The 21,790-nt window shown below is 71.3% G+C and carries 21 protein-coding genes; 15 read left to right on the top strand and 6 right to left on the bottom strand.

The genetic code is table 11. The features are described 5' to 3' along the window. Positions 1 to 112 precede the first annotated feature (112 nt). Positions 113 to 1,501, bottom strand: a complete 1,389-nt coding sequence (melA, locus tag EXU48_RS13990) for an alpha-galactosidase (RefSeq protein WP_133108273.1) — start codon at positions 1,499 to 1,501, stop codon at positions 113 to 115. An 85-nt stretch (positions 1,502 to 1,586) separates the two neighbouring features. Here melA and EXU48_RS13995 point away from each other — a divergent pair, with 85 nt between their 5' ends. Next, complete coding sequence (locus EXU48_RS13995; RefSeq protein ID WP_133108274.1) at positions 1,587 to 2,420, top strand: helix-turn-helix domain-containing protein; 834 nt, start codon at positions 1,587 to 1,589, stop codon at positions 2,418 to 2,420. 194 nt (positions 2,421 to 2,614) lie between these two features. On the opposite strand, the gene ppk2 is transcribed toward EXU48_RS13995, so the two are convergent. Next, complete coding sequence (gene ppk2 / locus EXU48_RS14000) at positions 2,615 to 3,415, bottom strand: polyphosphate kinase 2 (protein ID WP_235857027.1); 801 nt, start codon at positions 3,413 to 3,415, stop codon at positions 2,615 to 2,617. Between the two features lie 79 nt (positions 3,416 to 3,494). After that, the gene (locus EXU48_RS14005; RefSeq protein ID WP_133108276.1) at positions 3,495 to 4,319 is read right to left on the bottom strand and encodes a CYTH domain-containing protein; all 825 of its coding nucleotides are present in this window, start codon (positions 4,317 to 4,319) and stop codon (positions 3,495 to 3,497) included. Positions 4,320 to 4,473: 154 nt separating this feature from the next. On the opposite strand from EXU48_RS14005, the gene EXU48_RS14010 reads away from it, so the two are divergent. From EXU48_RS14010 to EXU48_RS14020, 3 genes are all read left to right on the top strand, one after another. Next, positions 4,474 to 6,045: an MFS transporter gene (locus EXU48_RS14010; RefSeq protein ID WP_133108277.1), complete on the top strand. Its 1,572-nt coding sequence runs from the start codon at positions 4,474 to 4,476 to the stop codon at positions 6,043 to 6,045. A gap of 161 nt (positions 6,046 to 6,206) precedes the next feature. After that, positions 6,207 to 6,998 carry a PIG-L deacetylase family protein gene (locus tag EXU48_RS14015; protein WP_133108278.1) on the top strand — a complete coding sequence of 264 codons (792 nt, stop codon included), beginning with the start codon at positions 6,207 to 6,209 and terminating at the stop codon, positions 6,996 to 6,998. A gap of 189 nt (positions 6,999 to 7,187) precedes the next feature. Beyond that, the gene (locus EXU48_RS14020) at positions 7,188 to 7,805 is read left to right on the top strand and encodes a hypothetical protein (protein WP_133108279.1); all 618 of its coding nucleotides are present in this window, start codon (positions 7,188 to 7,190) and stop codon (positions 7,803 to 7,805) included. Positions 7,806 to 7,869: 64 nt separating this feature from the next. Here EXU48_RS14020 and EXU48_RS14025 read toward each other — a convergent pair whose 3' ends face one another. Beyond that, entirely contained in the window at positions 7,870 to 8,184 is a 315-nt protein-coding gene (locus EXU48_RS14025) for a hypothetical protein (RefSeq protein WP_133108280.1), read from the bottom strand. Between the two features lie 345 nt (positions 8,185 to 8,529). Between EXU48_RS14025 and EXU48_RS14030 the strand changes: the two genes are divergently transcribed. Then, entirely contained in the window at positions 8,530 to 8,748 is a 219-nt protein-coding gene (locus EXU48_RS14030; protein ID WP_133108281.1) for a helix-turn-helix domain-containing protein, read from the top strand. A 12-nt stretch (positions 8,749 to 8,760) separates the two neighbouring features. Here EXU48_RS14030 and EXU48_RS14035 read toward each other — a convergent pair whose 3' ends face one another. Then, entirely contained in the window at positions 8,761 to 9,540 is a 780-nt protein-coding gene (locus EXU48_RS14035; protein ID WP_133108282.1) for a hypothetical protein, read from the bottom strand. A gap of 292 nt (positions 9,541 to 9,832) precedes the next feature. Between EXU48_RS14035 and EXU48_RS14040 the strand changes: the two genes are divergently transcribed. The 10 genes from EXU48_RS14040 to EXU48_RS14085 all read left to right on the top strand — a co-directional run bounded on the left by EXU48_RS14040 (position 9,833) and on the right by EXU48_RS14085 (position 20,873). Further along, on the top strand, positions 9,833 to 10,282 hold the full coding sequence (locus EXU48_RS14040) for a PIG-L deacetylase family protein (RefSeq protein ID WP_133108283.1): 450 nt from the start codon (positions 9,833 to 9,835) through the stop codon (positions 10,280 to 10,282). Beyond that, a complete protein-coding gene (locus EXU48_RS14045; RefSeq protein WP_133108284.1) occupies positions 10,225 to 10,752 on the top strand; it encodes a hypothetical protein in 528 nt (175 codons plus the stop codon). Before EXU48_RS14040 ends, EXU48_RS14045 begins: the two co-directional genes overlap by 58 nt. Beyond that, positions 10,745 to 11,758, top strand: a complete 1,014-nt coding sequence (locus tag EXU48_RS14050; RefSeq protein WP_133108285.1) for an Lrp/AsnC family transcriptional regulator — start codon at positions 10,745 to 10,747, stop codon at positions 11,756 to 11,758. Before EXU48_RS14045 ends, EXU48_RS14050 begins: the two co-directional genes overlap by 8 nt. 165 nt (positions 11,759 to 11,923) lie before the next feature. Then, positions 11,924 to 13,543: an N-acyl-D-amino-acid deacylase family protein gene (locus EXU48_RS14055; RefSeq protein WP_207947739.1), complete on the top strand. Its 1,620-nt coding sequence runs from the start codon at positions 11,924 to 11,926 to the stop codon at positions 13,541 to 13,543. A 3-nt stretch (positions 13,544 to 13,546) separates the two neighbouring features. Further along, entirely contained in the window at positions 13,547 to 13,948 is a 402-nt protein-coding gene (locus EXU48_RS14060; RefSeq protein WP_133108286.1) for a RidA family protein, read from the top strand. Next, on the top strand, positions 13,945 to 16,263 hold the full coding sequence (locus EXU48_RS14065) for an alpha-N-acetylglucosaminidase (protein WP_133108287.1): 2,319 nt from the start codon (positions 13,945 to 13,947) through the stop codon (positions 16,261 to 16,263). Before EXU48_RS14060 ends, EXU48_RS14065 begins: the two co-directional genes overlap by 4 nt. Positions 16,264 to 16,266: 3 nt before the next feature. After that, positions 16,267 to 17,673 carry an ABC transporter substrate-binding protein gene (locus EXU48_RS14070; RefSeq protein WP_133108288.1) on the top strand — a complete coding sequence of 469 codons (1,407 nt, stop codon included), beginning with the start codon at positions 16,267 to 16,269 and terminating at the stop codon, positions 17,671 to 17,673. Positions 17,674 to 17,677: 4 nt separating this feature from the next. Next, positions 17,678 to 18,634, top strand: a complete 957-nt coding sequence (locus tag EXU48_RS14075) for a carbohydrate ABC transporter permease (RefSeq protein ID WP_133108289.1) — start codon at positions 17,678 to 17,680, stop codon at positions 18,632 to 18,634. Further along, the gene (locus EXU48_RS14080; RefSeq protein WP_235857028.1) at positions 18,631 to 19,491 is read left to right on the top strand and encodes a carbohydrate ABC transporter permease; all 861 of its coding nucleotides are present in this window, start codon (positions 18,631 to 18,633) and stop codon (positions 19,489 to 19,491) included. Before EXU48_RS14075 ends, EXU48_RS14080 begins: the two co-directional genes overlap by 4 nt. After that, positions 19,488 to 20,873, top strand: coding sequence for a Gfo/Idh/MocA family protein (locus tag EXU48_RS14085; protein ID WP_133108290.1), 1,386 nt, complete (start codon positions 19,488 to 19,490; stop codon positions 20,871 to 20,873). Before EXU48_RS14080 ends, EXU48_RS14085 begins: the two co-directional genes overlap by 4 nt. Before the next feature lie 54 nt (positions 20,874 to 20,927). On the opposite strand, the gene EXU48_RS14090 is transcribed toward EXU48_RS14085, so the two are convergent. Continuing rightward, on the bottom strand, positions 20,928 to 21,785 hold the full coding sequence (locus EXU48_RS14090) for a shikimate dehydrogenase family protein (protein WP_133108291.1): 858 nt from the start codon (positions 21,783 to 21,785) through the stop codon (positions 20,928 to 20,930). Positions 21,786 to 21,790 lie beyond the last annotated feature (5 nt).

The following is a 21,790-nucleotide window of genomic DNA, read 5'->3' on the forward strand; positions in this document are numbered from 1 at the left end:
GCGCCGTCCGCCCCGTTGTGGTGCGATTCCGTCGTGCCGGGCGCGTCGGAATCACCCCCTTCACGCTGAGGTGCGCAGCGGGTTGCAGGACCTGGACGCTGCGAGCCCTTCGCTAGTTCGCCTGCCGCAGTTCGTCGGGCAACAGCTCCGCGTGCGCCTCGAGCAGTTCCTCCGTCATGTCCCGGATCTGGGTCAGGGTGCACTGCGCGCTGGTCAGCGGGTCGAGCGCGACGGCGTGGTGCACGTGCTCGACGTCACCTGTCAGCGCGGCCCGGACCGCGAGGGTCTGGGTGTTGATGTTGGTGCGGTTCAGGGCGGCGAGCTGCGGCGGAAGCTCGCCCTGCGCGGTCGGTTGCACGCCACTGGCGTCGACCAGGCAGGGCACCTCCACGCAGGCGTCCGCGGGCAGGTTCGCGATCAGCGCGCCGGCGTTGGGCACGTTGCCGTGGACCACGGTGGGGACGCCCGTCACGATCGCGTTCACGATGGAGGCGCCGTACTCGACCGAGGGGGCCAGTTCCGCCTTCAGCGCGGTCAGCTGGTCGTCGATGTCGCCCGGTTCGTCGTGGGCGGCGCAGATCTCGTAGTAGTCCCAGCGCTGCGGGATGTACTCCAGCACCAGGTCCGGGTTCTTGCGGAAGTAGGGCAGGTACTCCGAGGCGTGATGGCTGGACTCGGTCTGGAAGTAGCCGAAGGAGTCCATGATCGTGGTGCGGACCTGCTCGTTGCCGCCCTCGTACGTGCTCGCCTGCTCGGCGGCGCCGGAGTGATCACCGTCGTCGACGGCCAGGCCCTCCGCGGCGCGGCCGGGCAGGTGCTTGGCCAGCATCGTCTCGCGCAGCCGCGGATACAGGTCCTCGGTTCCGCGCCGGTACTCCAGGATCCAGGCCTGGTGGTTGATGCCGGCGCACCGGTAGGAGACCTCCTCGTACGGGACCCCGAGGGTGCGGGCGAGCATCCGGGTGGTGCCCTGCACGCTGTGGCAGAGCCCGACGGTCCGCAGGCCCTGTGCGTTCAGGTACGCCGTTGCCATCGCCATCGGGTTGGCGTAGTTGATGAACTGGGCGTCCGGGCAGAGCTCGCGGGCGTCCGCGGCGATCGCCGCGTACGCGGGCACCGACCGCAGGAACCTGAACACCCCGCCGGGCCCGACCGTGTCCCCCACGGTCTGGTCCACCCCGTACCTGCGCGGGATCTCGACGTCACGGGCGTAGGCCTCCACCCCGCCGACCTGGAACGTGATGATCACGAAGTCGGCACCGTCCAGGGCCTCCCGGCGGTCCGTCGTGTCCGTCACGTCCACGTCGAAGCCGTGGTGGGCGACGAGTTCGCGGGCGGCGCCGGCCACCCGCTGGAGCCGGCCGGCGTCGATGTCCATCAGACACAGCCGGGCGCCGCGAAGGGCCGGGAAGCTGATCAGGTCACCGATGAGCCGGAACGGGAACACGAAGCCCCCGGCGCCGATGATGGTGATCTTGGGATTCGCCGTCGAGGTCGTCATGGACATCCACCGTAGGACCGAGCCATCCGGCAACGCTTCCGCCTGAGGCGCCTATCCTTCCGGGATCCTTGGCTACGCTTCCCGGGTGGAGGATGCCGTGGTCGAGACGATGCCATCCGGGATCTGGACGCATCACGGCCCCGCCCCGGTGATGGACCGCGCGCACCGCCATGACGACGTCGAACTGAACCTCGTCCTGCGGGGTCATCTCGACTACCTCTTCGGCGGCGCCCCGGTCCGGGTGCGCGCGGGGGAGATCGCGTTGTTCTGGGCCGCGACCCCGCACCACCTGATCCCCTCACCGACCCGCTCGCTCGGCGCCTGGGTGCACCTGCCGCTCGGGACGGCGCTCGCCTGGACCCTGCCCGCGCCGGATCTCGCGACCCTCCTGAGCCCTCGGCCGGTGATCGTGGACGCCGCCGTGGTCTGCCCCGACCCCGCCGCGGTGTTCACCTCCTGGCAGGCGGAACTCCTGGAGGAGGACCCCACGATCGCCCTCCTCGAGGTGCAGGCCCTGGTGCGCCGCCTGCTGCGCGCGGGGCGCGACGGCCCCGAGCACCCCGACGGCGGCCCGCATCCCGGGCAGGCTCACTCCGCCGTCGAGATGGCGCGGTTCATCGGCGCGCACTTCCGCGAGCCGATCACCCCCGCCGACGTGGCCGGCGCCGTGCACCTGAACCCGACCTATGCGATGACCCTGTTCCGCAGGTCGGTGGGGACCACGATCGGGACGTACCTGAGCCGGTGCCGGGTCGCCGAGGCGCAACGGCTGCTGATCGGCACCTCGATGACGACGGCGGAGGTCGCCCACGCGTCCGGGTTCAGTTCGCAGAGCGCGTTCTACGAGCAGTTCAGCCGGATCTGCGGGCTGCCTCCGGGCCGATATCGGCAGGTGAGGCGATCCGGTTCGCCCGCGTAGCGGGCGCGCCGGCGCGGAGCCGGGGGCCGGCGGTCACGTCACCCGAGGTCGGCGGGTCCCCGGGTAAGGCTCGCGATGCCGGCGAGTGGGCGCGGGAGGCAGAGGTCGGCCGCTGCTCACGCGTGCCGCACGGCCGCATCCCGGGTCGTGCGGCGATCCGAGTGCATACGCGCACACGGCTGCCCGGCCGCCGGTCAGAACGGCGCCGGGATCAGGTACGGCGTCAGGTCCGGCTCGACGTATCCGTCGGCGGTCGGGCGCTGCGGCAGGGTGGTCGAGCGGGCCGGCAGCGGTGTGTACGGAACCTGGCCGAGCAGGTGCGTGATCAGGTTCAGTCGTCCGCGCTTCTTGTCGTCGGTACGAACGACGTGCCAAGGTGCCCACGCGCTGCTGGTCATCGCGAGCATGTCGTCGCGGGCGGCGCCGAACTCGTACCACTTCGTGTACGACCTGAGGTCCATGTCGGACAGCTTCCAGACCTTGCGGGGATCGTCGATCCTCGACTGGAGGCGCTTGGTCTGCTCCTGCTCGCCCACCTCGAGCCAGTACTTGACCAGGACGATCCCGGACTCGACCATGGCGCGCTCGACGTCGGGCGTCATCGCGAGGAAGCGTTGCGCCTGTTCCTCGGTGCAGAAACCCATGACCCGCTCGACCCCGGCCCGGTTGTACCAGCTGCGGTCGAAGATCACGACCTCTCCGGCCGCGGGCAGGTGCGAGATGTAGCGCTGGATGTACATCTGCGACCGCTCGCGCTCGGTCGGTGCCGGCAGCGCCACCACCCGGAACACGCGCGGGCTCACCTTGGCGGTGATCGCCTTGATCGTGCCGCCCTTGCCGGCCGAGTCACGGCCCTCGAAGACCACGCAGATCTTCGCTCCCGAGGCCTTGACCCACTGCTGCAACGCGACCAGTTCGGCGTGCAGGCGGGCGAGTTCCTTCTCGTAGACCGGCCGGGACATCCGCCCCGGCCCGGCGTGCTGGTTCTTCTCCACGCCCCCACGGTGACCGGGTCCGGGGTGGCGCGACATCACCCGGACCCGGGTGGGACCCCGACGGGGAGGTCCCGCACGCTCAGCGAGGCTCGACCGTCGCGGTCGCGGTCTCCGAGCCGGCCGCCAGCTCCGCCGCGTAGAAGTCGAGCGCGGTGCGCGTCTTGGTCTGCTGTTCGGCGAGCAGGTCGACCCCGTGGGCCGCGAGGAACACCTTCACCTCGGCCGCGACCTCGAACGCCTCGTGGGGCAAGCACTTGGTCGAGAGTTCCAGGAGCCGGGTCCCGTCCGGGTAGAGCCAGAGCTCCGCGACGAGCCGTCGGCCGAGGCCCTCCGGGGTGAACTTGAGCTTCAGGACGTTGATGGGTCCGAGCCGCGTCAGCGCGTCCGGCGCGAGCCCGTCGGGGGCGTGGTCGGCGAAGAAGGCTCGCTGCTCCTTCGAGAGCAGTTTGCGGACCGACCCGGTGCCGGCGAACACGGCCTTCACGGCGCCGTCGTCACGCTTGGCCTTCACGCTCGCGGAGCAGACGAAACCTCCCGGCATCGCATCGACCTCGACGCCGACGGAGGTCGACTCACGCCACACCGGGGGCAGTTCCTGCGGAACGACCGGCCGCAACTTGACCACGGTGTCCCCGTCGCGGCCCTGCACCCGGCGGGCCCGCACCACGACCCCGCTGCGATTCAGCGCGAGATCCGGCGTGTCGAAGAACATGACCTGGCGGATCTGGCTGTCCAGCGGGTCCATGCGCAACGCCGCCACGGTCGAACGTCGGTTGTCGTCGGGAACGCTCAACTTGAGTTCGACCGTGTCCGCCCCCTTCATGAGTGGGAGCAGTTCGCCCAACTGCTCCGGCGACAGCGGCTTCGCCCGTCGGCTCTCCTTCGCCTGCATCGTGTCCGACACGGCGGAACCTCCTCGTCCTCGTTTCCCCGAACCCTCCCTCTCGACAAGGTGGTCGGGCACCACCCTGGCCGGGGTGGGGCTGTCCCACCCGATCCGGCGCCACCCTGGGTCAGCGACGCGACCACGTGCCGCGGGATCCGGACGAGGAGTCCCCATGTCCGAGGCTCGCAAGGGCAACCGGCTCGCCATCCTGCTCGCGATGGCAATGTTCGTCCTCGTCGTGGACACCTCGCTCATGAACGTGTCGATCTCCCAGGTCGTCGTCGACCTGGACACGACGGTCAGCGGCGTCCAGTCCGCGATCGCGCTCGAAGCCCTCGTCTCCGCCGCGTTCATCCTGATCGGGAGCAAGGTGGCGGACCTGATCGGCCGCAAGCGCGCCTACGCGATCGGGCTGATCTGCTACGCGATCGGCGCCATCGCCATGACCCTCTCGCGCGACCTGACGGCGATCATTGTCTTCTGGGCGATCGTCGGCGGACTCGGCGCATCGTTGCTCCTGCCGTCGATGCAGGCGCTCATCCACGGCAACTTCCGCGACGACGAACAGCGCCGGGTCTACGCGCTCGTCGGTGCCGCGGCCGCGATCGCCGCCGCGGTGGGTCCCCTCCTCGGTGGGGCGATCACGACCTTCCTCTCCTGGCGCGTGGGCTTCCTGCTCGAGGCGGTCATGATCGCCGTGGTCCTCGCCGGCCTCGGCCTGGTCCGGGATGCGAAGTACACCGGCCCCCGCGGGATCGACCTCGTCGGCGCGATCCTCTCGGTCGTCGGCATGGGCGGCACCGTCCTGGGCATCCTGGTCTGGCAGGAGGGCGGCGACTCGGTCGCGATCCTGATGGGCATCGGCGTCGCGTCCCTGCTCGGACTGGGCGTCTGGCTCTTCCGGGCCAAGGCTGCCGGCCGCCTCACCCTCATCGACCCGGAGGTGTTGCGCTCGGCCGGGTTCCGGCTCGGCATCAGCGGTCAGCTGCTCCAGCAGATCGCGCTCGGCGGCTCCATGATCGTCCTGCCGATCTACTTCCAGATCGTGCTCGAGTACGACGCGCTGCGGGCCGGCCTGTCCCTGGCGCCCCTGTCGCTGAGCATGTTCGGTGCCTCCCTGCTGATGTCCAAGCGTGGCGGCAGTCGGCGGCCTAGCTCGATCATCGGAGCCGGCTACCTCCTGATGCTGGTCGGGATGGCGGTGCTCATTCCCTTCGTGCCCCGCGCCGGTTCCGGCTGGGCGTTCGTGATCCCGCTCGTCATCACCGGCACGGGCCTCGGGCTGCTGGTGTCCCAGCTGAACAACTACACCCTCTCCCCGGTCGACGAGCAACGGGTCAGCGAGGCGGCGGGCGTGAACTCGGCCGGTGGGTCGTTCGGCCTATCGTTCGGTCTGGCACTGGCCGGTGCCCTCATGCTCGCCACGCTCTCGGTGACGTTCACCTCCATGGCCAACGACAGCCACGTGCTGCCACCCGAGGTCCAGGGACAGGTCGCCGATGCGCTCGAGACCGACGCCGAACTCGTCACGAACACCAACCTCGACGCGCTCCTCGAGGACGAGCCGCCCGAGATCCAGGCCGAGATCATCCGGATCAACACCGAGGCGCGTCCGCTCGCTCTCCAGATCGCCCTGGTGGTCCCGCTCCTCTCGGCGGCGCTCGGGCTCGTCGTGGCCGCCCGGATGCGACGGCTGCCCGATCCGGTGGCCTCCGGTGCGGCCGACAGCGTCCTCGGCGGCTGACGAACGCGAGGCCGCGGGGCCCGGGGTGGCCCCGACCCGGCACCGACCTGCGGCACCGGTATCAGAATTGCATGGACCCACCTCCTTCGAGCACGTAGAACTGACTCTCCCCGAACTCGACCGGCGATCGGGGATCACGGCACGTACCGGAAGGCTTCCCGATGCTCGACGTACGCTCCCTCGGGACGATCCTGGGCGTCTGGGCGCATCCGGACGACGAGGCGTTCCTCACGGCCGGTCTGATGGCCGCGGCCCGCGACGCCGGGCAACGCGTCGTGGTCGTCACCGCGACCCACGGCGAACACGGCACGACCGACCCCGCCGGTTGGCCGCCCGACCGGCTCGGCCGGATCCGTGCACTTGAGCTGGCCGCTTCCCTTGCGGCGCTCGAAGTGAGGGAGCACAGGCACCTGGGTCACCCCGACGGCAGCCTGGCCCGCCAGCACCAGCTGCAGGCGATCGACGAGCTCGCGGCAATCGTCGAGGACGTGCAGCCGGACACCATCGTGACTTTCGGGCCGGACGGGCTCACCGGACACGAGGATCATCAGACCGTGTCCGCGTGGGCAGGCACGGCGCGCGCGGCGTCGGCCCCGCAGGCCCGGCTGCTGTTCGCGACCACCACGGAATCCTTCGTGCGCCGCTGGGCACACGTGCACGACCGGCTCAACGTGTTCCTCGCCGACGGGCTGCCGCTGCGCACCCCCGACGCCGACGTGGCGCTGACCCTCGACCTGAGCGGCGCGGACGCCGACCGTAAGCTCGTCGCCCTGCGGGCACATGCCTCCCAGACGGCCGGCATGCTCGCCACGATCGGCGCGGACACACTGCGCGAGTGGTGGTCGGTCGAGACGTTCCTGGACGCCGACCGCACGCCGCTCCCCCAACGCCGGGGCGCGGATGCGGGCGCTGCCGCGGTTCCGGGCTGGGGCACCTGGCAACTCGTGGGCTGAACCGCTGAGGAGTGCGTCGGTAGCATCCCGGGCATGCTGCGCCACGACCGCGATCCCCTGACCGAAGCCGAGCAGGTCCGGGTCGACGCGGTCCTCACCGGTGCCGTGGATGCCGACGGCGAACTGATCGGGGTCTAGGGCCAGGGCTCGCGGTTCACGGGCCTCGCCACGGGTTCGGACCTCGACCTCGTGCTCGTCTGGGACGCCACACTTCCGACCACGCCACTGCAGACCGACGCGACGCGGCACGTCGTCGACCCCGAGCACCACCTGGAGGTCCGGCGCGACGCCGCGGACGGCATCGACGTCGACCTCGTGCACACCACCCTGGGTCGGCTCGAGGAGACGGCCGACCGGGTCGGGTGCGGGGAGGGCTGGAACACCTCGGAATGGCCCGATCCGCTCTACACGGTGGCCGGACTCGCACAGTCCACCCTGCTCCTCGACCGCTCGGGAACGGTCGCGGAACTACGTCACCGTGTCCAGGTACCGACCGATACGTTCCGCAGCGCGGTCGACACGACGTTCCGCAGCGCCGCCCCCGCGTTCCTCGCGGAGCTCGGGAACGCGGACCGGAGCGGTCATCACTGGCTGTCTCACAAGCTTCAGACCGACCTCATGCGGCTCGCGTACGTTCAACTCTTCGCACGGTCGGGCCACTACGCACCTTTCCCGAAGCACCTGCCCGCCTGGTTCCGACGCCTCGAGATCGACCGGGACGTTCGGGAGGCGGAGCGAGCCGCCTGGGAGAGCGGCGAACGACTGATCGCCATGACGCGACTCGTCGAACTCCTCGGCGTCCGGTGACTGCGTGTCCTTGACGCACGTCGACCTGCGCATCATCCCCGGGCGCCGTAGCCGGGGCGCGGGGTCAGCACATGATGCGCTGGAGTCCCGGGATCAGCGAGAGCACCACCGGCACGAGGAAGATCGACGCGAGGAACGCCCATCCTCCGGTCAGCCGGCGGTCGCGTTGCATGGCGCTCTCACGGCGCCACCAGGGCACCGGCTCGAGTACCAGGAACACCAGCCAGAGCGGTCCGGCGCAGCCGAGCCAGAACCACGCCCACTTGGTCGCGAGCCGGGGTTGGGGACCGGCCACGAGCAGGATCAGGGCGACAAGCACGCCGAGCGCACCGACGTTGATGTGAACGGAGGGCTCGAGCGGGTCGTGCGTGATCGTCACGTTCACCGTTGCCCCACCCCCGCGCCCGGGTCGGCGCCGTCGCGGAGGCCGCCGGCACCAGCGCGCCTACCGTCTCCCTGTGTCTGGCCACCCTCCTCGGGCCGGTCGTGCGAGTGATCGGCGTCCTCGATCAACAGCGGGCGCATGCCGGGTTCGCCGTCTTCCTCCGGCTGCGGTGGGTGCCGGGCGCGAGCGCCGACGTGGCCCGCGCCGTCTCCGATTGGCCCGATTCCGGCTACGTCTGCGTGATCGGCGGCGAACTCGACTGCGCCGCACAGCTGCATGTGCGCTCGACCCGGCACCCGCTCGAGACCACCAGCGACCAGCTGAAGTCGGTCCGACGCGATGACGTTGTTCCGTCGCTCGGTGGGCGCCACGATCGGCTCCTATCTCACCCGGTACCGCGTCGCCGCGGCGCAGCGGCTGCTCATCAGCACCGTAATGACGACGGCGGAGATCGCCCACGCAGCCGGGTTCGGCTCCCGGAGCACCTTCTACACCCGGTTCACCCGAATCTGTGGGCTGGCGCCGGGGGCGTATCGGACCGCCGTGCGGGCCGGGTGACTGTGAGTGCGCTCAGGCGGCCGGCGCAGTGACCGCTGCGATGATCGCGGCACCGATGCCGACCAGGACTCCGGGCACGCCGGCGGCGAGCGCCATCACCACGCCGAACTTCTGGGTGGCCGGCATCACGTCGTCGAAGCCGACCGCCTCGATCGCAGCCTTGAGCGGCTTGGCGATCTCTGCCGAGGAGAAGGTGTAGTCGACCTTCTTGCCGATACCTTTCGCGTCGGCGCCGACCTCCACCTGCTTCTGGATGGTGTAGACGCGTCCACCCACCGTTCGGCCCTTGCCCGTGAACCGTGGCCTCGCCGTCCCGTCGACCCACACCGTCCACTCCAGGTCCTGGAGCGTATCCTGCCGGGCGACGGCGCCCTGGCGCACGGGGATCACGGCGGTGGTGAAGAGGGTCGCGACGCGGCGCGCGCCGCCGATGGTCAGGAAGCGCGCATCGGCGAGGTCCGCGCTGACCCTGATGCTGCCCGGGGTCGCCCGAACCGCGTACGGCGAGCCCGCGAACGCCCGCTCGATCTCGGCGTGCAGGCGATCCCATCCCTGCATCGCCGCAGCGTCAGGCGTCGCCGTACCTTCGATGAGTCGCTCCTGCGCCCGGATGCGGGGCGCGAAGGTGAACGCCACGATCGCGACGACGGCGAAGATGGCACCGACCACGAACAAGACGATCGGCGCGACCGCTACGTCGTCGACCGTCAGCACTGCGCCGATCACGAGCAGGACCAGGGACAGGACGCCGAAGATGGACCCGAGCAGCCAGGCCAACGTTGAGAGTTTCATGCCGCCATGAAATCAGAACTCGGAACGCATCAAGCGGCATCGTTCGACGACGAGCAGCCCGCAGGTCTCACCCAGGAGGCAGTCCGACCCGCAGCGCGATCTGGGCGTCGCGCAGCCCGGTGCCGGCTCAAGCGAGCCCCCACAACCGCTCCACGACTGTGTCGGGCGGTCACGGCACCGGGTATCAAGATTCCGTGGACCGTCTCCGCCACGAGCAAGTACGGACTGGGCCCGATCTCTCAAGGACGACCGGCGATCGGGGGATCACCGCACGGACCGGAAGGGTTGCCCGATGCACGACGCAGGCTCCCTCGGCACGATCCTCGGTATCTGGGCGCACCCGGACGACGAGGTGTTCCTGTCCGCCGGCCTGGTGGCCGCCGCCCGTGATGCCGGCCGGCGGGTCGTGGTGGTCACCGCCACGCTCGGCAAGCACGGCACCACGGACGCGACGCAATGGGCGCCCGATCGCCTCGGCCGGGTCCGCGGACTCGAGCTCGCCGCCTCACTCGCCGCGGTCGGGGTCACAGAGCACAGGCAGCTGGGTCACCCGGACGGCAGTCTGGCCCGCCAGCAGCAGCTGCAGGCGATCGATGAGCTCGCGGATCGTGGAGCAGGTGCGGCCGGACACCCATCGTCACGTTCGGACCGGACGTGCTCACCGGACACGAGGACCATCAGACCGTGGCCGCCTGGGCGAGCACGGCGCGCGCGGCTGCGGCCCCGCACGCCCGCCAGCTGATCGCGACCACCACGGAGTCGTTCGTACGCCGCTGGGCACACGTGCACGACCGGCTTGAGGTCTTCCTCGCCGACGGGCTGCCGCTGCGCACCCCCGACGCCGACGTCGCCCTGACCCTCGAACTGAGCGGGCCGGGCGCCGACCGCAAGCTCGTCGCCCTGCGGGCGCACGCCTCCCAGACGGCCGGCATGCTCGCCGCGATCGGCGAGGACGCGCTGCGCGAGTGGTGGTCGGTCGAGACGTTCCTAAACGCCGACCGCCCCGCTGCGCCAGCGCCGCAGCGCGGATCCGGGCAGCGCCGCGGTTGCAACCTGGGGCACCTGGCAGCTCGTCGGCTGAGCCGCGCTCTCCCGAGGTGGTCCGAGGGCCCTCTGCAGCGTGTGGACCTCAGCGCTCACGTGAGGACTGCGCATGTGACAATCGACCACCTGATGAGCACATCCACTCCGTGCAGGAACCCCGATGACTGATCCGGTCGACGTCCAGGACGTCGACGTCCGTATCGTCGCCGCCCTGCTCGCGCATCCGCGCGCTCGCGTGGGCGCCCTCGCCGAGGCCGCGGGCACCAGCGCGCCCACCGTCTCCCGACGCCTCGCGTCCCTGCTCGGACCGGTCGTGCGGGTGGTCGCCGTGATCGATCAGCAGCGCTCCGACGCCGGGTTCGCCGTCTTCCTGCGGCTTCGGTGCGTGCCCGGCGCGAGCGCCGACGTCGCCAGGGCCGTCTCCGAGTGGCCCGAGTCCGGGTATGTCTCGGTGATCGGCGGCGAGCTCGACTGCGCGGCACAGCTCCACGTGCGCTCGACCCGGCACCTGCTCGAGATCACCGGCGACCGGCTCAGGTGCGTGCGCGGCGTGATCGGAAGCTCGACGTCGAAGATCATCCGCCGGTTCTCCACGCCGCACGGCTGGACCGGTGCGGTCCTGTCCGAACGCGCCATGACGGTGCTGCGGTCGGGTCGCCTGGACCACTGGACCGAGGACCGCCGCCAGGTGAGCCACCGGATGGACGACCTGGACCACGCGGTCGCGGCCGAACTCGCCGAGCACGGGCGCCGCAGCTGGCGGGAGGTGGCGGACCCGCTCGGGATCCAGCCGGCGACGGCGCGGCGGCGCGCCGAGGCGATGATGGCGGCGGGTCTGCTCCGCCTGCGCACCGTCGTCCAGCCCGCCGCGCTCGGCCAGCCGGTCGTCGCATTCATCTGGCTGCGGGTGGCCCCGTCGCGGCTGGAGTCCGTGGGCCGAGCCCTGGCGGCACACCCGAACGTGCTCAACATCGCCGCCACCACCGGTCATACCAACCTGTGCGGCGAGGTCGCGCTCGCCTCGGACGAGGCCCTGTACCGGTTCATCACCGAGGACGTCGGCCAGCTCCCGGGCGTGGCAGGCGTGGACGTGTCCGACGGTCTCGACGTCATCAAACGCGCCTCGCACGTGTTCGAGCCGGTCGCTGCCGGGAGCGCGGACCCCGCTCGCTGACGCCGGCTCCGAGCGGCGGGATCGCACCGACATCCACTCGGCGCGACGATTTCGTTCAGATGATGCACCTGCATCGGCTGGAATCCTCAATCCCGGACCGGTTCGAGCCCATCCGCGCTCGTGTGGGTATGTTCTCGCGCAACCCATCCACGAAGCGGAGCACGCGTGACGACCACCCTGATCGCCGGCGGTCTCCTCATCGACGGCACCGGCGCCCCGGGCCGACTCGCCGACGTCCGCGTCGCGGACGGACGGATCGCGTCGATCGAGCCCGTCACCGGGCCCGACCGCGTGGCCGGACCCAGCGGCGCCGCCACGATCGGCGCCGACCGGTTGATCGAGGCGACGGGTCTGGTGGTCTGTCCCGGCTTCATCGACATGCACGCCCACTCGGATCTCGCCCTGATCCGTGAGCCGGACCGGCTCGGCGCCGTCAGTCAGGGCGTCACCACGGAGGTGATCGGTCAGGACGGGCTCTCCTACGCGCCGGTCACCGCGCAGGTGGTGGGGGAACTGCACGATCGCATCCGTGGCTGGAACGGGGACCTTCCCGACGGCGGCATCACCTGGCGCACCGTCCCCGAGTTCCTCGACCATGTCAGTGGCGCGGCGGTGAACGTGGCCTATCTGGTCCCACACGGCACCCTCCGGTTGCTCGTCATGGGCACCGAGCACCGCCCCGCGACGCCCACCGAACTGGACCGGATGGCCGGCCTGCTCGCCGATGCCCTGGCGGGCGGCGCCGTCGGGCTCTCGACCGGACTGACGTACGTGCCGGCCATGTTCGCCGACGACGACGAGCTGGCCCGGCTGTGCGAGGTGGTCACCGCCCACGGCGGCTACTACGCGCCGCACCACCGCAGTTACGGCGCCGGGGCACTGGCGGCGTATGCGCAGTGCCTGGACCTCGGCCGACACACCGGTGTGGCCGTGCACCTGACCCACGCGCACCTCAGCTACCCGGTGAACCGCGGCCGCGCCGCGGAACTGCTCGCCCTCGTGGACGCCGCCCTGGCCGACGGTGTCGACGTCACCCTCGACTCCTACCCGTACATCGTCGGGTCCAGCTACCTGCACGCGCCGTTGCCCGGGTTCCTCCAGCAGCGGGGCGTGGACGAGATCGTCGAACTCCTGGACCGCCCCGATGTGCGCGAGGACCTCCTCGTACGTCTCGAACGGCGTGGCACCACCGGTTCGAACGGCGTGCCCGTGGACTGGACCAGGGTGGTCATCGGTTCGGCCGGGGACCCGGCACTGCCCGGGCTCTCCGTCGCCGACGTCGCGCAGCGCCGGGGCGTCCGGTCGATCGACGCCTACTGCGACATCCTGATCTCCGAACGGCTGAGTGCCCTGGCACTGTTCCACGACGGTGACGAGACCAACGTGCGCACCGTCCTGTCCCATCCGCGCCACTGCGCCGGCAGCGACGGTCTGCTCGTCGGGCAGCGGCCGCACCCGCGCGCATTCGGGACGTTCGCCCGCTACCTCGGCCGGTACTCCCGGGACCTCGACCTGGTGCCGCTGGAGCGGATGATCCACAAGATGACCGCACTGCCGGCCGGCCGGATCGGGCTGGCCGACCGCGGCGTCCTCGCCGCGGGCGCCGCCGCCGACGTCGTCTGCTTCGACCCGGCCACGGTGGCCGACCGCGCCACCTTCGACGAACCCCGCCGGAGGGCCGTCGGCCTCCACCACGTGCTCGTGAACGGCGAACCGGTCCTGACCCACACCCGCCCCACCGGCGCCCGACCCGGACACGCCGTGACCAACCGAGAGGCAGCCTGAGGCATGAACCAGCAGTCGATCACCAAGCGCACGCTCACCGAGGGGCTGCCGCAGCCCGCGGGCCCGTACAGCCACGTCGCCACCATCGGCGACCTGGTGCTCACCGCCGGCTTCGGGCCGCAGGACCCGCTCACCGGCGCCGTCCCGGACGGCGTCGCGGCCCAGACCGACGCGGTCCTGGCGAACGTGGCCACCGCCCTCGGCGCCGTGGGAGCGGACCTCGACGACGTGCTGAAGGTGACCGTGCACCTGGCCGACGTCCGCCGCGACTTCGCGGAGTTCAACACCGCCTACGCCACCCACTTCGACGCGCCGTACCCGGTGCGAACCACCGTGGGTAGCGACCTGCCCGGCATCCTCGTCGAGATCGACGTGGTCGCCCGGCGCGGACCGGAGGCGCGATGAGGGGGCACCCGGGAGACCCCGACCCGCCCGACCCGGCCCGCGTCCCCTCCGCCCTCGCCGGCACCACGGCGCTGCTGCACCGTCTGCTCGGCGACGCCGCGGTCGCCGTCGACCTCGGCCTCTGCGGTCGCGACGGCGACCGGCAGGTGTTCTCCTACGAGGCCGACGCCGGCCGGCTGCGCCTGCGCGGCAGCGACCCGAGCGCCCTGGCCAGCGGCTTCTACCACTACGCGAAGTCGCACGGCGGCGCCCAGTTCACCTGGGACGACGCCGCCCTCGACCTCCCCACGCCCCTCCCGGACGCGCCGGCGACCCGCCGTAGCACCGAACTGACCACCCGCTACTACCTGAACTTCGTGACGTTCTCCTACTCCGCCGCCTACTGGGACTGGGACCGGTGGGAACGCGAGATCGACTGGATGGCGCTGCACGGCGTCACCCTGCCGCTGATGGTCCTCGGCCACGAGGCCGTCCTGCTGCGTGCCTTCACCGACCTCGGCCTGGCAGCCGCGGACGCGCTGGCCTGGATCGGTGGCTCCGCGCACTTCGCCTGGACCTGGATGGGTGGCACGAACACGTGGGGCGGGCCGTTGCCGCGGGACTGGGTGACCCGACACCTCGACCTGGCCCGCCGGGTGCTGGCCCGCCAGCGGGAACTCGGGATGACCCCGGTGCTGCCCGCGTTCGCGGGGCACGTGCCTGCGGCACTCGCCCCCGACGGCACACCGACGATCGAGTGGCAGGGCTGGCGCACCCACCTGCTGCCCGCCGACTCCCCCGAGTTCGCCCGGGTCGCCGGCGCGGTGATGGCCGCCCAGCGTGACCTGCTCGGCACCGATCACCACTACGCCGTGGACCCGTTCATCGAGTCCGTGCCACCGTCCGGTGCGCCGGACTACCTGCGCGGGATGGCCCGCGGCATCTACGCCGCACTCGCCGAGTCCGACCCGGAGGCGGTGTGGGTGCTGCAGGGCTGGCCGATGCACTACCACCGCGACTTCTGGACCTCCGAACGGGCCCGCGCGTTCCTGGAGGCGGTGCCCGCGGATCGGCTGCTCCTGCTCGACCTGTGGGCCGAACACGCACCCATGTGGCAGCGCACCGACGCCATGTTCGGGCGACGCTGGCTGTGGTGCGCCGTGCACAACTTCGGCGGCCGGTTCGCACTGTTCGGGGATCTCGACGGGCTGCGGACCGGCCTCGAGGAGGCGCGCCGCTCCCCCGGCCGTGGCCGCCTCGAGGGCACCGGTCTGACCATGGAGGCGATCGAGAACAACGCCGTCTTCTACGAGTTCTGGTCGGACCTGGTCTGGGAACCGGGACCGGGCACGGACGGGCAGGACTGGCTGGACGGGTTCGCCCGCGCACGCTACCGGACCGATGACCCCACCGCCGCGCGAGCCTGGGAGATCCTCGCCCGCACCCTGTACGGTCCCGGTCGCACGCGGTCCATCCCATCGCCTGTCATCGCCCGGCCGTGGGGGCCGGACGCGCCGTTCGCGACCCAGCGACTGGCCGGCGAGTTCGTCGACCCGGGGGCCCCCGAACGGCAGTCCGCGAACATCGACGCCGAGAACGACCCGCGGGTGCTCGGGGATCTCACCGACCTCACCGAGGCCGCGCACCTGTTGATCGGCCTGCACCCGGACGCGCCGGCCACGGGGCCGCTCGGTCGGGACATCGTGGACCTCGTCGGACACATCGTCGCCCAGCGCGCGCGCCTGCCGATCCGGTCGATCCTGGCCGCCTCGGCCCGGCGTGACGCCGACGGCGTCCGGCGCGCCATGGCCGATCTGCGCGCGCACATCCTCACCCTCGACGAACTCGCCGACCAGATGCCGGCCTCCCGCCTGGCCACGTGGATCGATGCCGCCCGCTCCTGGGGCACCGACGGTGCCGAGTCCGACGTGCTCGAGCGCGACGCCCGTACCCTGCTCACCGTCTGGGGCCGCCAGGACAGCGGCCTGCACGACTACTCGGGCCGGCACTGGTCGGGGCTGCTCGCCGGGTTCCATCTGCCTCGCTGGCAACTCTGGGCGGACTGGCTCGCCCAGGCGACAGCCCGGCCCGACGGCGTCACCGGCGCCGACGTCTCGGTCCTGCGGGAGGCGATCGTCGCCCACGAGGAGGCCTGGCGCACCACGGTCACGCGCGCCGCCACCACCGCGACCGAACGGCCCGAGGGGCCGGTCCTGCCGGGCCTCGCCCTCGCCGCCCTGACCAGGTTCCCTCCCCCACCCGCGGCGACCTCCGCCGTCGTGCCCGCGTCCGATCCACTCGGAAACACCACCGCAGTCCCCGACACAAAGGAGTAACCGATGTCCATCAGGAGAAGGTCATCAGCGATCACGATCGCAGCCACCGCCGCGTTCGCCGTCCTGCTCGCGGGTTGCTCCGGCGACCCCGACGACGGCGGCAACGACGGCGACGGCGGCGAGGGCGAGTACAGCGACATCGTGTTCTGGACGCCGCAGGTCACGCCGTCCCGGCTGGCCGCACAGGAACAGATCGCCGCCGACTTCGAGGCCGAGACCGGCATCGGCGTGGAGGTTGTGCCGCTCGGTGGCGCCGATCAGAACCAGGCCCTCGTGACCGGGGCGGCCTCCGGTGACGTGCCGGACGTCATCCTGCACGGCGCGGACCAGACCGCCGCCTGGATGGCCCAGGGGCTCCTCGACGCCGAGGTCACGGCCGCCGCCGTCGAGTCCCTCGACCCGTCGACGTTCAACGAGAACGCCCTCAACCAGGTCACCCTCGACGGCGAGATCGCCTCGGTGCCGTCCGACGGCTGGGTCCACCTGATCGTCTATCGCCAGGACCTCCTCGAGGCGGCCGGCCTCGAGGTGCCCACGAACCTGACCGAGCTCGCCGAGGCGGCCACCGCGCTCAGCGAGACCGGGGTCACCGGGATCGCGCTCGGCACCCAGTCCGGGACTCCGTCGTCGACGGAGGCGGTCAACTCGATCCTGCCCACGAACGGCTGCGAACTGGTCGTCGACGGTGAGGTCACCATCGACTCCCCGGAGTGCGTCGAGGGCCTCGAACGCTTCCTCGAGCTGCGCGACTCCAGCGTCTCCGGTGACCTCGACGTCCCGGCCGCTCAGGCCGCCTACCTCGCCGGCGACGCCGCCATGCTGCTGTTCTCCACGCACATCTTCGACGAGCTCGCCGGCCTGTCCCCGGACGTGCCGGTGACCTGCGCGGAGTGCGTCGACAACCCGAACTTCCTCGCCGAGAACTCCGGGTTCATCACCGTCCTCGACGAAGCGAACCCGAACCAGTACGGCACCGTGCTCGGCTACGGCGTGCCGGTCGGCGCGCACACCACCGAGGCGCAGATGTTCATCGAGTACGTGATGAGCACCGGTTACGTCGACACCCTGGCCACCGCCACCGAGGGCCGGCTTCCGCTGCGCCTGGGCACCCCGGACAACCCCACCGAGTACATCGACGCCTGGGGCGGGCTGCCGATCGGGCCGGCGCCGGAGGAGGGCGTCTCGATCGCGTCGATCTATGGCGAGGAGATCGTCACGGACATCAACGCCGGCATGGAGTCGGTGTACCGGTGGGGCTTCGGCACCGAGGACGCCGAACTGGCCGGTGCCGCGTTCACCCAGGGCACCCTCGCCTCGAACCTGGATGCGCTGTACAGCGGCACCCCGGCCGCCGACGTCGCCGCCACCATGGCGGAGCAGGTGACCGCACTCCAGGCCGAGCTCGGCTGACGTCTTGACCTCGACGACCCGACGGTTCTCCCCCTGGGCGCGGCTGACCCGCGCCCAGCGGGAGAACCTCAACGGCCAGCTGCTCACCGCACCGACCCTGCTCGTGATCCTCGCGATCGTGATCGTGCCGTTCCTCGCGGTGATCGTGTTCGCCTTCGCCGACCTGCGGCTCGTGGACATCCCGTACATGAGCCTGGGCACCATCGACTGGACCCTGGACAACATCCGCGACGCCATGGGGTCGCAGGCGTTCTGGGGCGCCCTGGGCACCACGATCGCGTATGCCACCCTGACCACCCTCGGGGCGATCGCCTGCGGCCTCGTCACCGCGCTCGCCATCCGGCGTCCGTTCCGCGGGCGCGGCGTGATCCGGGCACTGCTGCTGGTGCCGTACGTACTGCCGGTGATCGCGGCGGCGACGATCTGGCGGACCCTGCTGAACCCGCAGTACGGGCTGATCAACGCGTTCGGGCTCGAGTTCCTGGGCTGGGACCGGCCGATCGGCTTCCTGAACACGACCACCTATGACGTGTTCGGCATCGGTATCCCGCTGACCCTGCTGACCGTGGTGGCGTTCGAGGTCTGGAAGACCACGCCCCTGACGTTCCTGTTCATCACGGCGCGGCTGCAGTCCATCCCGGGCGACATCGAGGAGGCGGCCGCGCTCGACGGTGCCTCCAACCGCAAGATCCTCACCCAGATCATCGCGCCGCAGCTGCGCGCGGTGGTGCTGCTGCTGATCCTGTTGAGGTTCATCTGGTCCTTCCAGAGCTTCAACGACATCTACCTGCTCACCGGCGGTGCCGGGGGCACCCAGGTGATGGCCGTGAAGGTCTACACCGAGCTGATCACGCGCGCCGACATCGGGAGCGCCGCGTCCTACGGGCTGCTGATGTCCGTGATCCTCGCGGTGCTCCTGGCGTTCTACGTCCTGCTGACCCGGAGGAAGGAGGCCCTGTGAGCAAGGCGATGAGGGCGCCCCTGCCCGAACGGATCCTGCGTGTGGTCGTGATCGTGGTCGCACTGGTGCTCGCCGTCGGCCCGGTCCTCTATGGCGTGGTGCTGTCCATCCGGCCGTTCTCGGCCGTGCTGAACGCCCCGTTGGACCTCTTCCCGAGCCCGAGCGAGTGGGACTTCTCGAGCTTCGGAACCGCGCTCGCGGACGAGGCGGACGGCGGGTTCGGCCTCGGCCGGTTCATCCGCAACTCGTTGCTCCTCGCGCTCGGCACCGTGGTGGCCTCGCTCCTGGTCAGCGTCCTCGGTGCCTACGCCGCCGCCCGGCTGCGGTACAAGGGCCGGGGCGTGGTCAACGGGATCATCCTGTCCGTCTACCTGCTGCCCGGCATCGTGCTGGCGGTCCCGCTGTTCGTCATGCTCAGCCGGGTCGGTCTGACCGGCAACCTCGTCGGCCTGCTGATCGTGTACGTCTCGACCACGGTCCCGGTGGCGATCTACATGGTCCGCAACTACTTCATCGCGCTTCCGGAGAGCGTCGAGGAGGCCGCCATCATCGACGGGTGCTCGCTGCCCGTGATGCTCTGGCGGGTGGTGCTGCCGATCGCCGCGCCCGGGGTCGCGGCCACCGCGATCTACGTGTTCATGATCGCCTGGAACGAGTACCTGTTCGCGCTGCTGTTCCTGGTCCAGAAGCGCGAGCTGTGGACGGCGCCGCTCGGCCTGTCACAGCTGACCGAGATCAGCGTCCCGGTCACGGTGCTGCTCGCCGGATCCATCATCGTCACCGTGCCCGTGGTGGTGCTGTTCTTCATCTTCCAGCGGTTCCTCGTCTCGGGCCTGACCACCGGGGCCGAGAAGTGAGCCGGCCGCTGCGCCTGGGGGTGCTCGGCGCCGGGGCCCGGGGGCAGGAGGCGTACGGGAGCTGGATCCTCGCGCACCCGGACCGGGTGGAACTCGCCGCGGTCGCGGACGTCCGTGAGGAGCGAGCGCTGCGGTTCGCGCGGGCGGCGGGCACGAACGCGGCGGTCTTCACGGACTGGCGTGACCTCGTGTGCCGTCTGCGCGACCTCGACCTGGACGCCGCCGTGGTGGCCCTGCCGGACCAGCTGCACGTGGACCCGGCGATCGCCCTGGCGGACGCCGGGGTCCCGATGCTCCTGGAGAAGCCGGCGGCACCCACCTCGTCCGAGCTGGAACGGCTGGCGGCGCACTGCGAGCGGACCGGCGCCAGGGTGGCCGTCGGCCACGTACTGCGGTTCACCCCGTTCTGGCGCACGGTCTCCGAGCTGATCGGCTCCCCCGCGTTCGGGCGGATGCTCACCCTCGAGCTGAGGGAGAACATCGGGTTCTGGCACTTCGCGCACTCCTACGTACGGGGGAACTGGCGCCGGGTCGCGACCTCAAGCCCGATGGTGCTGGCGAAGACGTGCCACGACCTCGACCTGATCCGGTGGCTGGCCGGCCGTGCCCCGAGCACCGTCTACAGCATCGGCTCGCTCACCCACTTCCGTGCCGAGAACGCCCCCGACGGCGCACCGGAGTTCTGCATCGACGGCTGCCCGGCCGCGGCCCAGTGCCCGTTCTACGCCCCGCGCTACTACGAGGACGCGCTGGCGCAGACGCACGGCGTGCCCGTCACCCTGCTGAGCGAGGACACCTCACCGCAGGGACGCCGTCGGGCCCTGGCCGTCAGCGACTACGGCCGGTGCGTGTACCGGTCCGGCAACGACGTCGTCGACCACCAGCAGACCACGTTGTCATTCGCCGGCGGGCTGACCGCGAACCTCACCGCGTCCGCGTTCACCGGCCGCAACACCCGGGACATCGCGATCACCGGCACCCGCGGCCAGCTCGTCGGGAACATGGAGACCGGCCGGATCGAGCTCGACCTGTTCGCCCCGGACGCCGAGGCCCCGGCGCTGACCGCCGGGACGGTCGACGGCCATCACGTGCGGGCGCCGATGGGCCACCGGGTGTGGACCATCGAGGCCCGCCCGGAGGGGGCGGATGCCGACGACCACCGAGGCCATGCCGGTGGCGACGACGGCCTGATGGAGGCGTTCGTGGCCGCCCTCGAGCGGGGTGACCTCGGCCGTGACCCGGTGCTCTCCCTGGACGCCGCGATGGACAGCCACCGGATGGCGTTCGCGGCGGAGTCCTCGCGCCTGCTCGGCAAGCCGGTCGAGTTCACCGGTGCCGCGGCAGCGGCGGAGGTGGCCGCCCGAACGGGCGGTGCGGCGTGAGGTCCACCGAGCGGGTGGGCGTGGGCACCGACGATGGCTCGAGCTCCCTTGCGGTCAGGGCCGGGCGTCCGGATCTGCCAGGAACGGCTCGACGGCGGTGCGCATGACGTCGGTGGGATCGGCGGCACCGGTCCAGCGGACGAACGCCGTCGCGGCCTGGGCGATCAGCATCCCCTCGCCGTTCGCGGCCGGTCGCCCGGAGGCGCGGGCCTGCCGGACCAGTTCGGTGGTGCGCGGCAGGTAGACCACGTCGAACACGGCGCACTCCGGTGCCAGCGACTCGACCGCGACGACCGGCCCCGGGCTCAGCATGCCCACGGAGGTGGCGTTCACGAAGAGGTCCGCCGCGGCCAGGGTCTCGCCGAGTCCGGGATCGTCGAAGGTAGTCGCGTCGATCTCGGCTGTGTCCACGATATCGGCGAACTCGGTCGCGAGGCGTTCCGAGTCCGCGAGCCTGAGGTCGGCGACGGTCATGGCGGCGGGGTGCTGGGTCGCCAGACCGTAGGCGACGGCGTGGGCCACGCCGCCGGCGCCCGCGACCACCACGCGGGCGCCCTCGACGGGCCGCTCGAGGACCGTCGCGAGGCCGGCCAGGAAGCCCAGGACGTCGGTGTTGAAGCCCACCAGACGTCCGTCCGGCGTCACCTCGACGCTGTTGACGGCCCCGATCGCCGCCGCCGCGGGCTCGACCTCATCCAGGAGCGGCACGATCGCCTGCTTGTGCGGGGCGGTGATCTGGAACCCGTACCAGCCCTCCTCCCGGGCCCGCGCCACCTGGCCGGGCAGCTCCGCGGCGGTGACCTCCTCCAGCTGATACCGGCCGTCGATCCCGGCCGCCTCGAAGGCGGCGTTGTGCATGACGGCCGAGTGCACCCGGTTGAGCGGCAGGCCGAAGAGCGCTGCTGTGCGCATCGATG

The organism is Occultella glacieicola (assembly GCF_004353825.1).
GTDB classification, from domain to species: Bacteria; Actinomycetota; Actinomycetes; order Actinomycetales; family Beutenbergiaceae; genus Occultella; species Occultella glacieicola.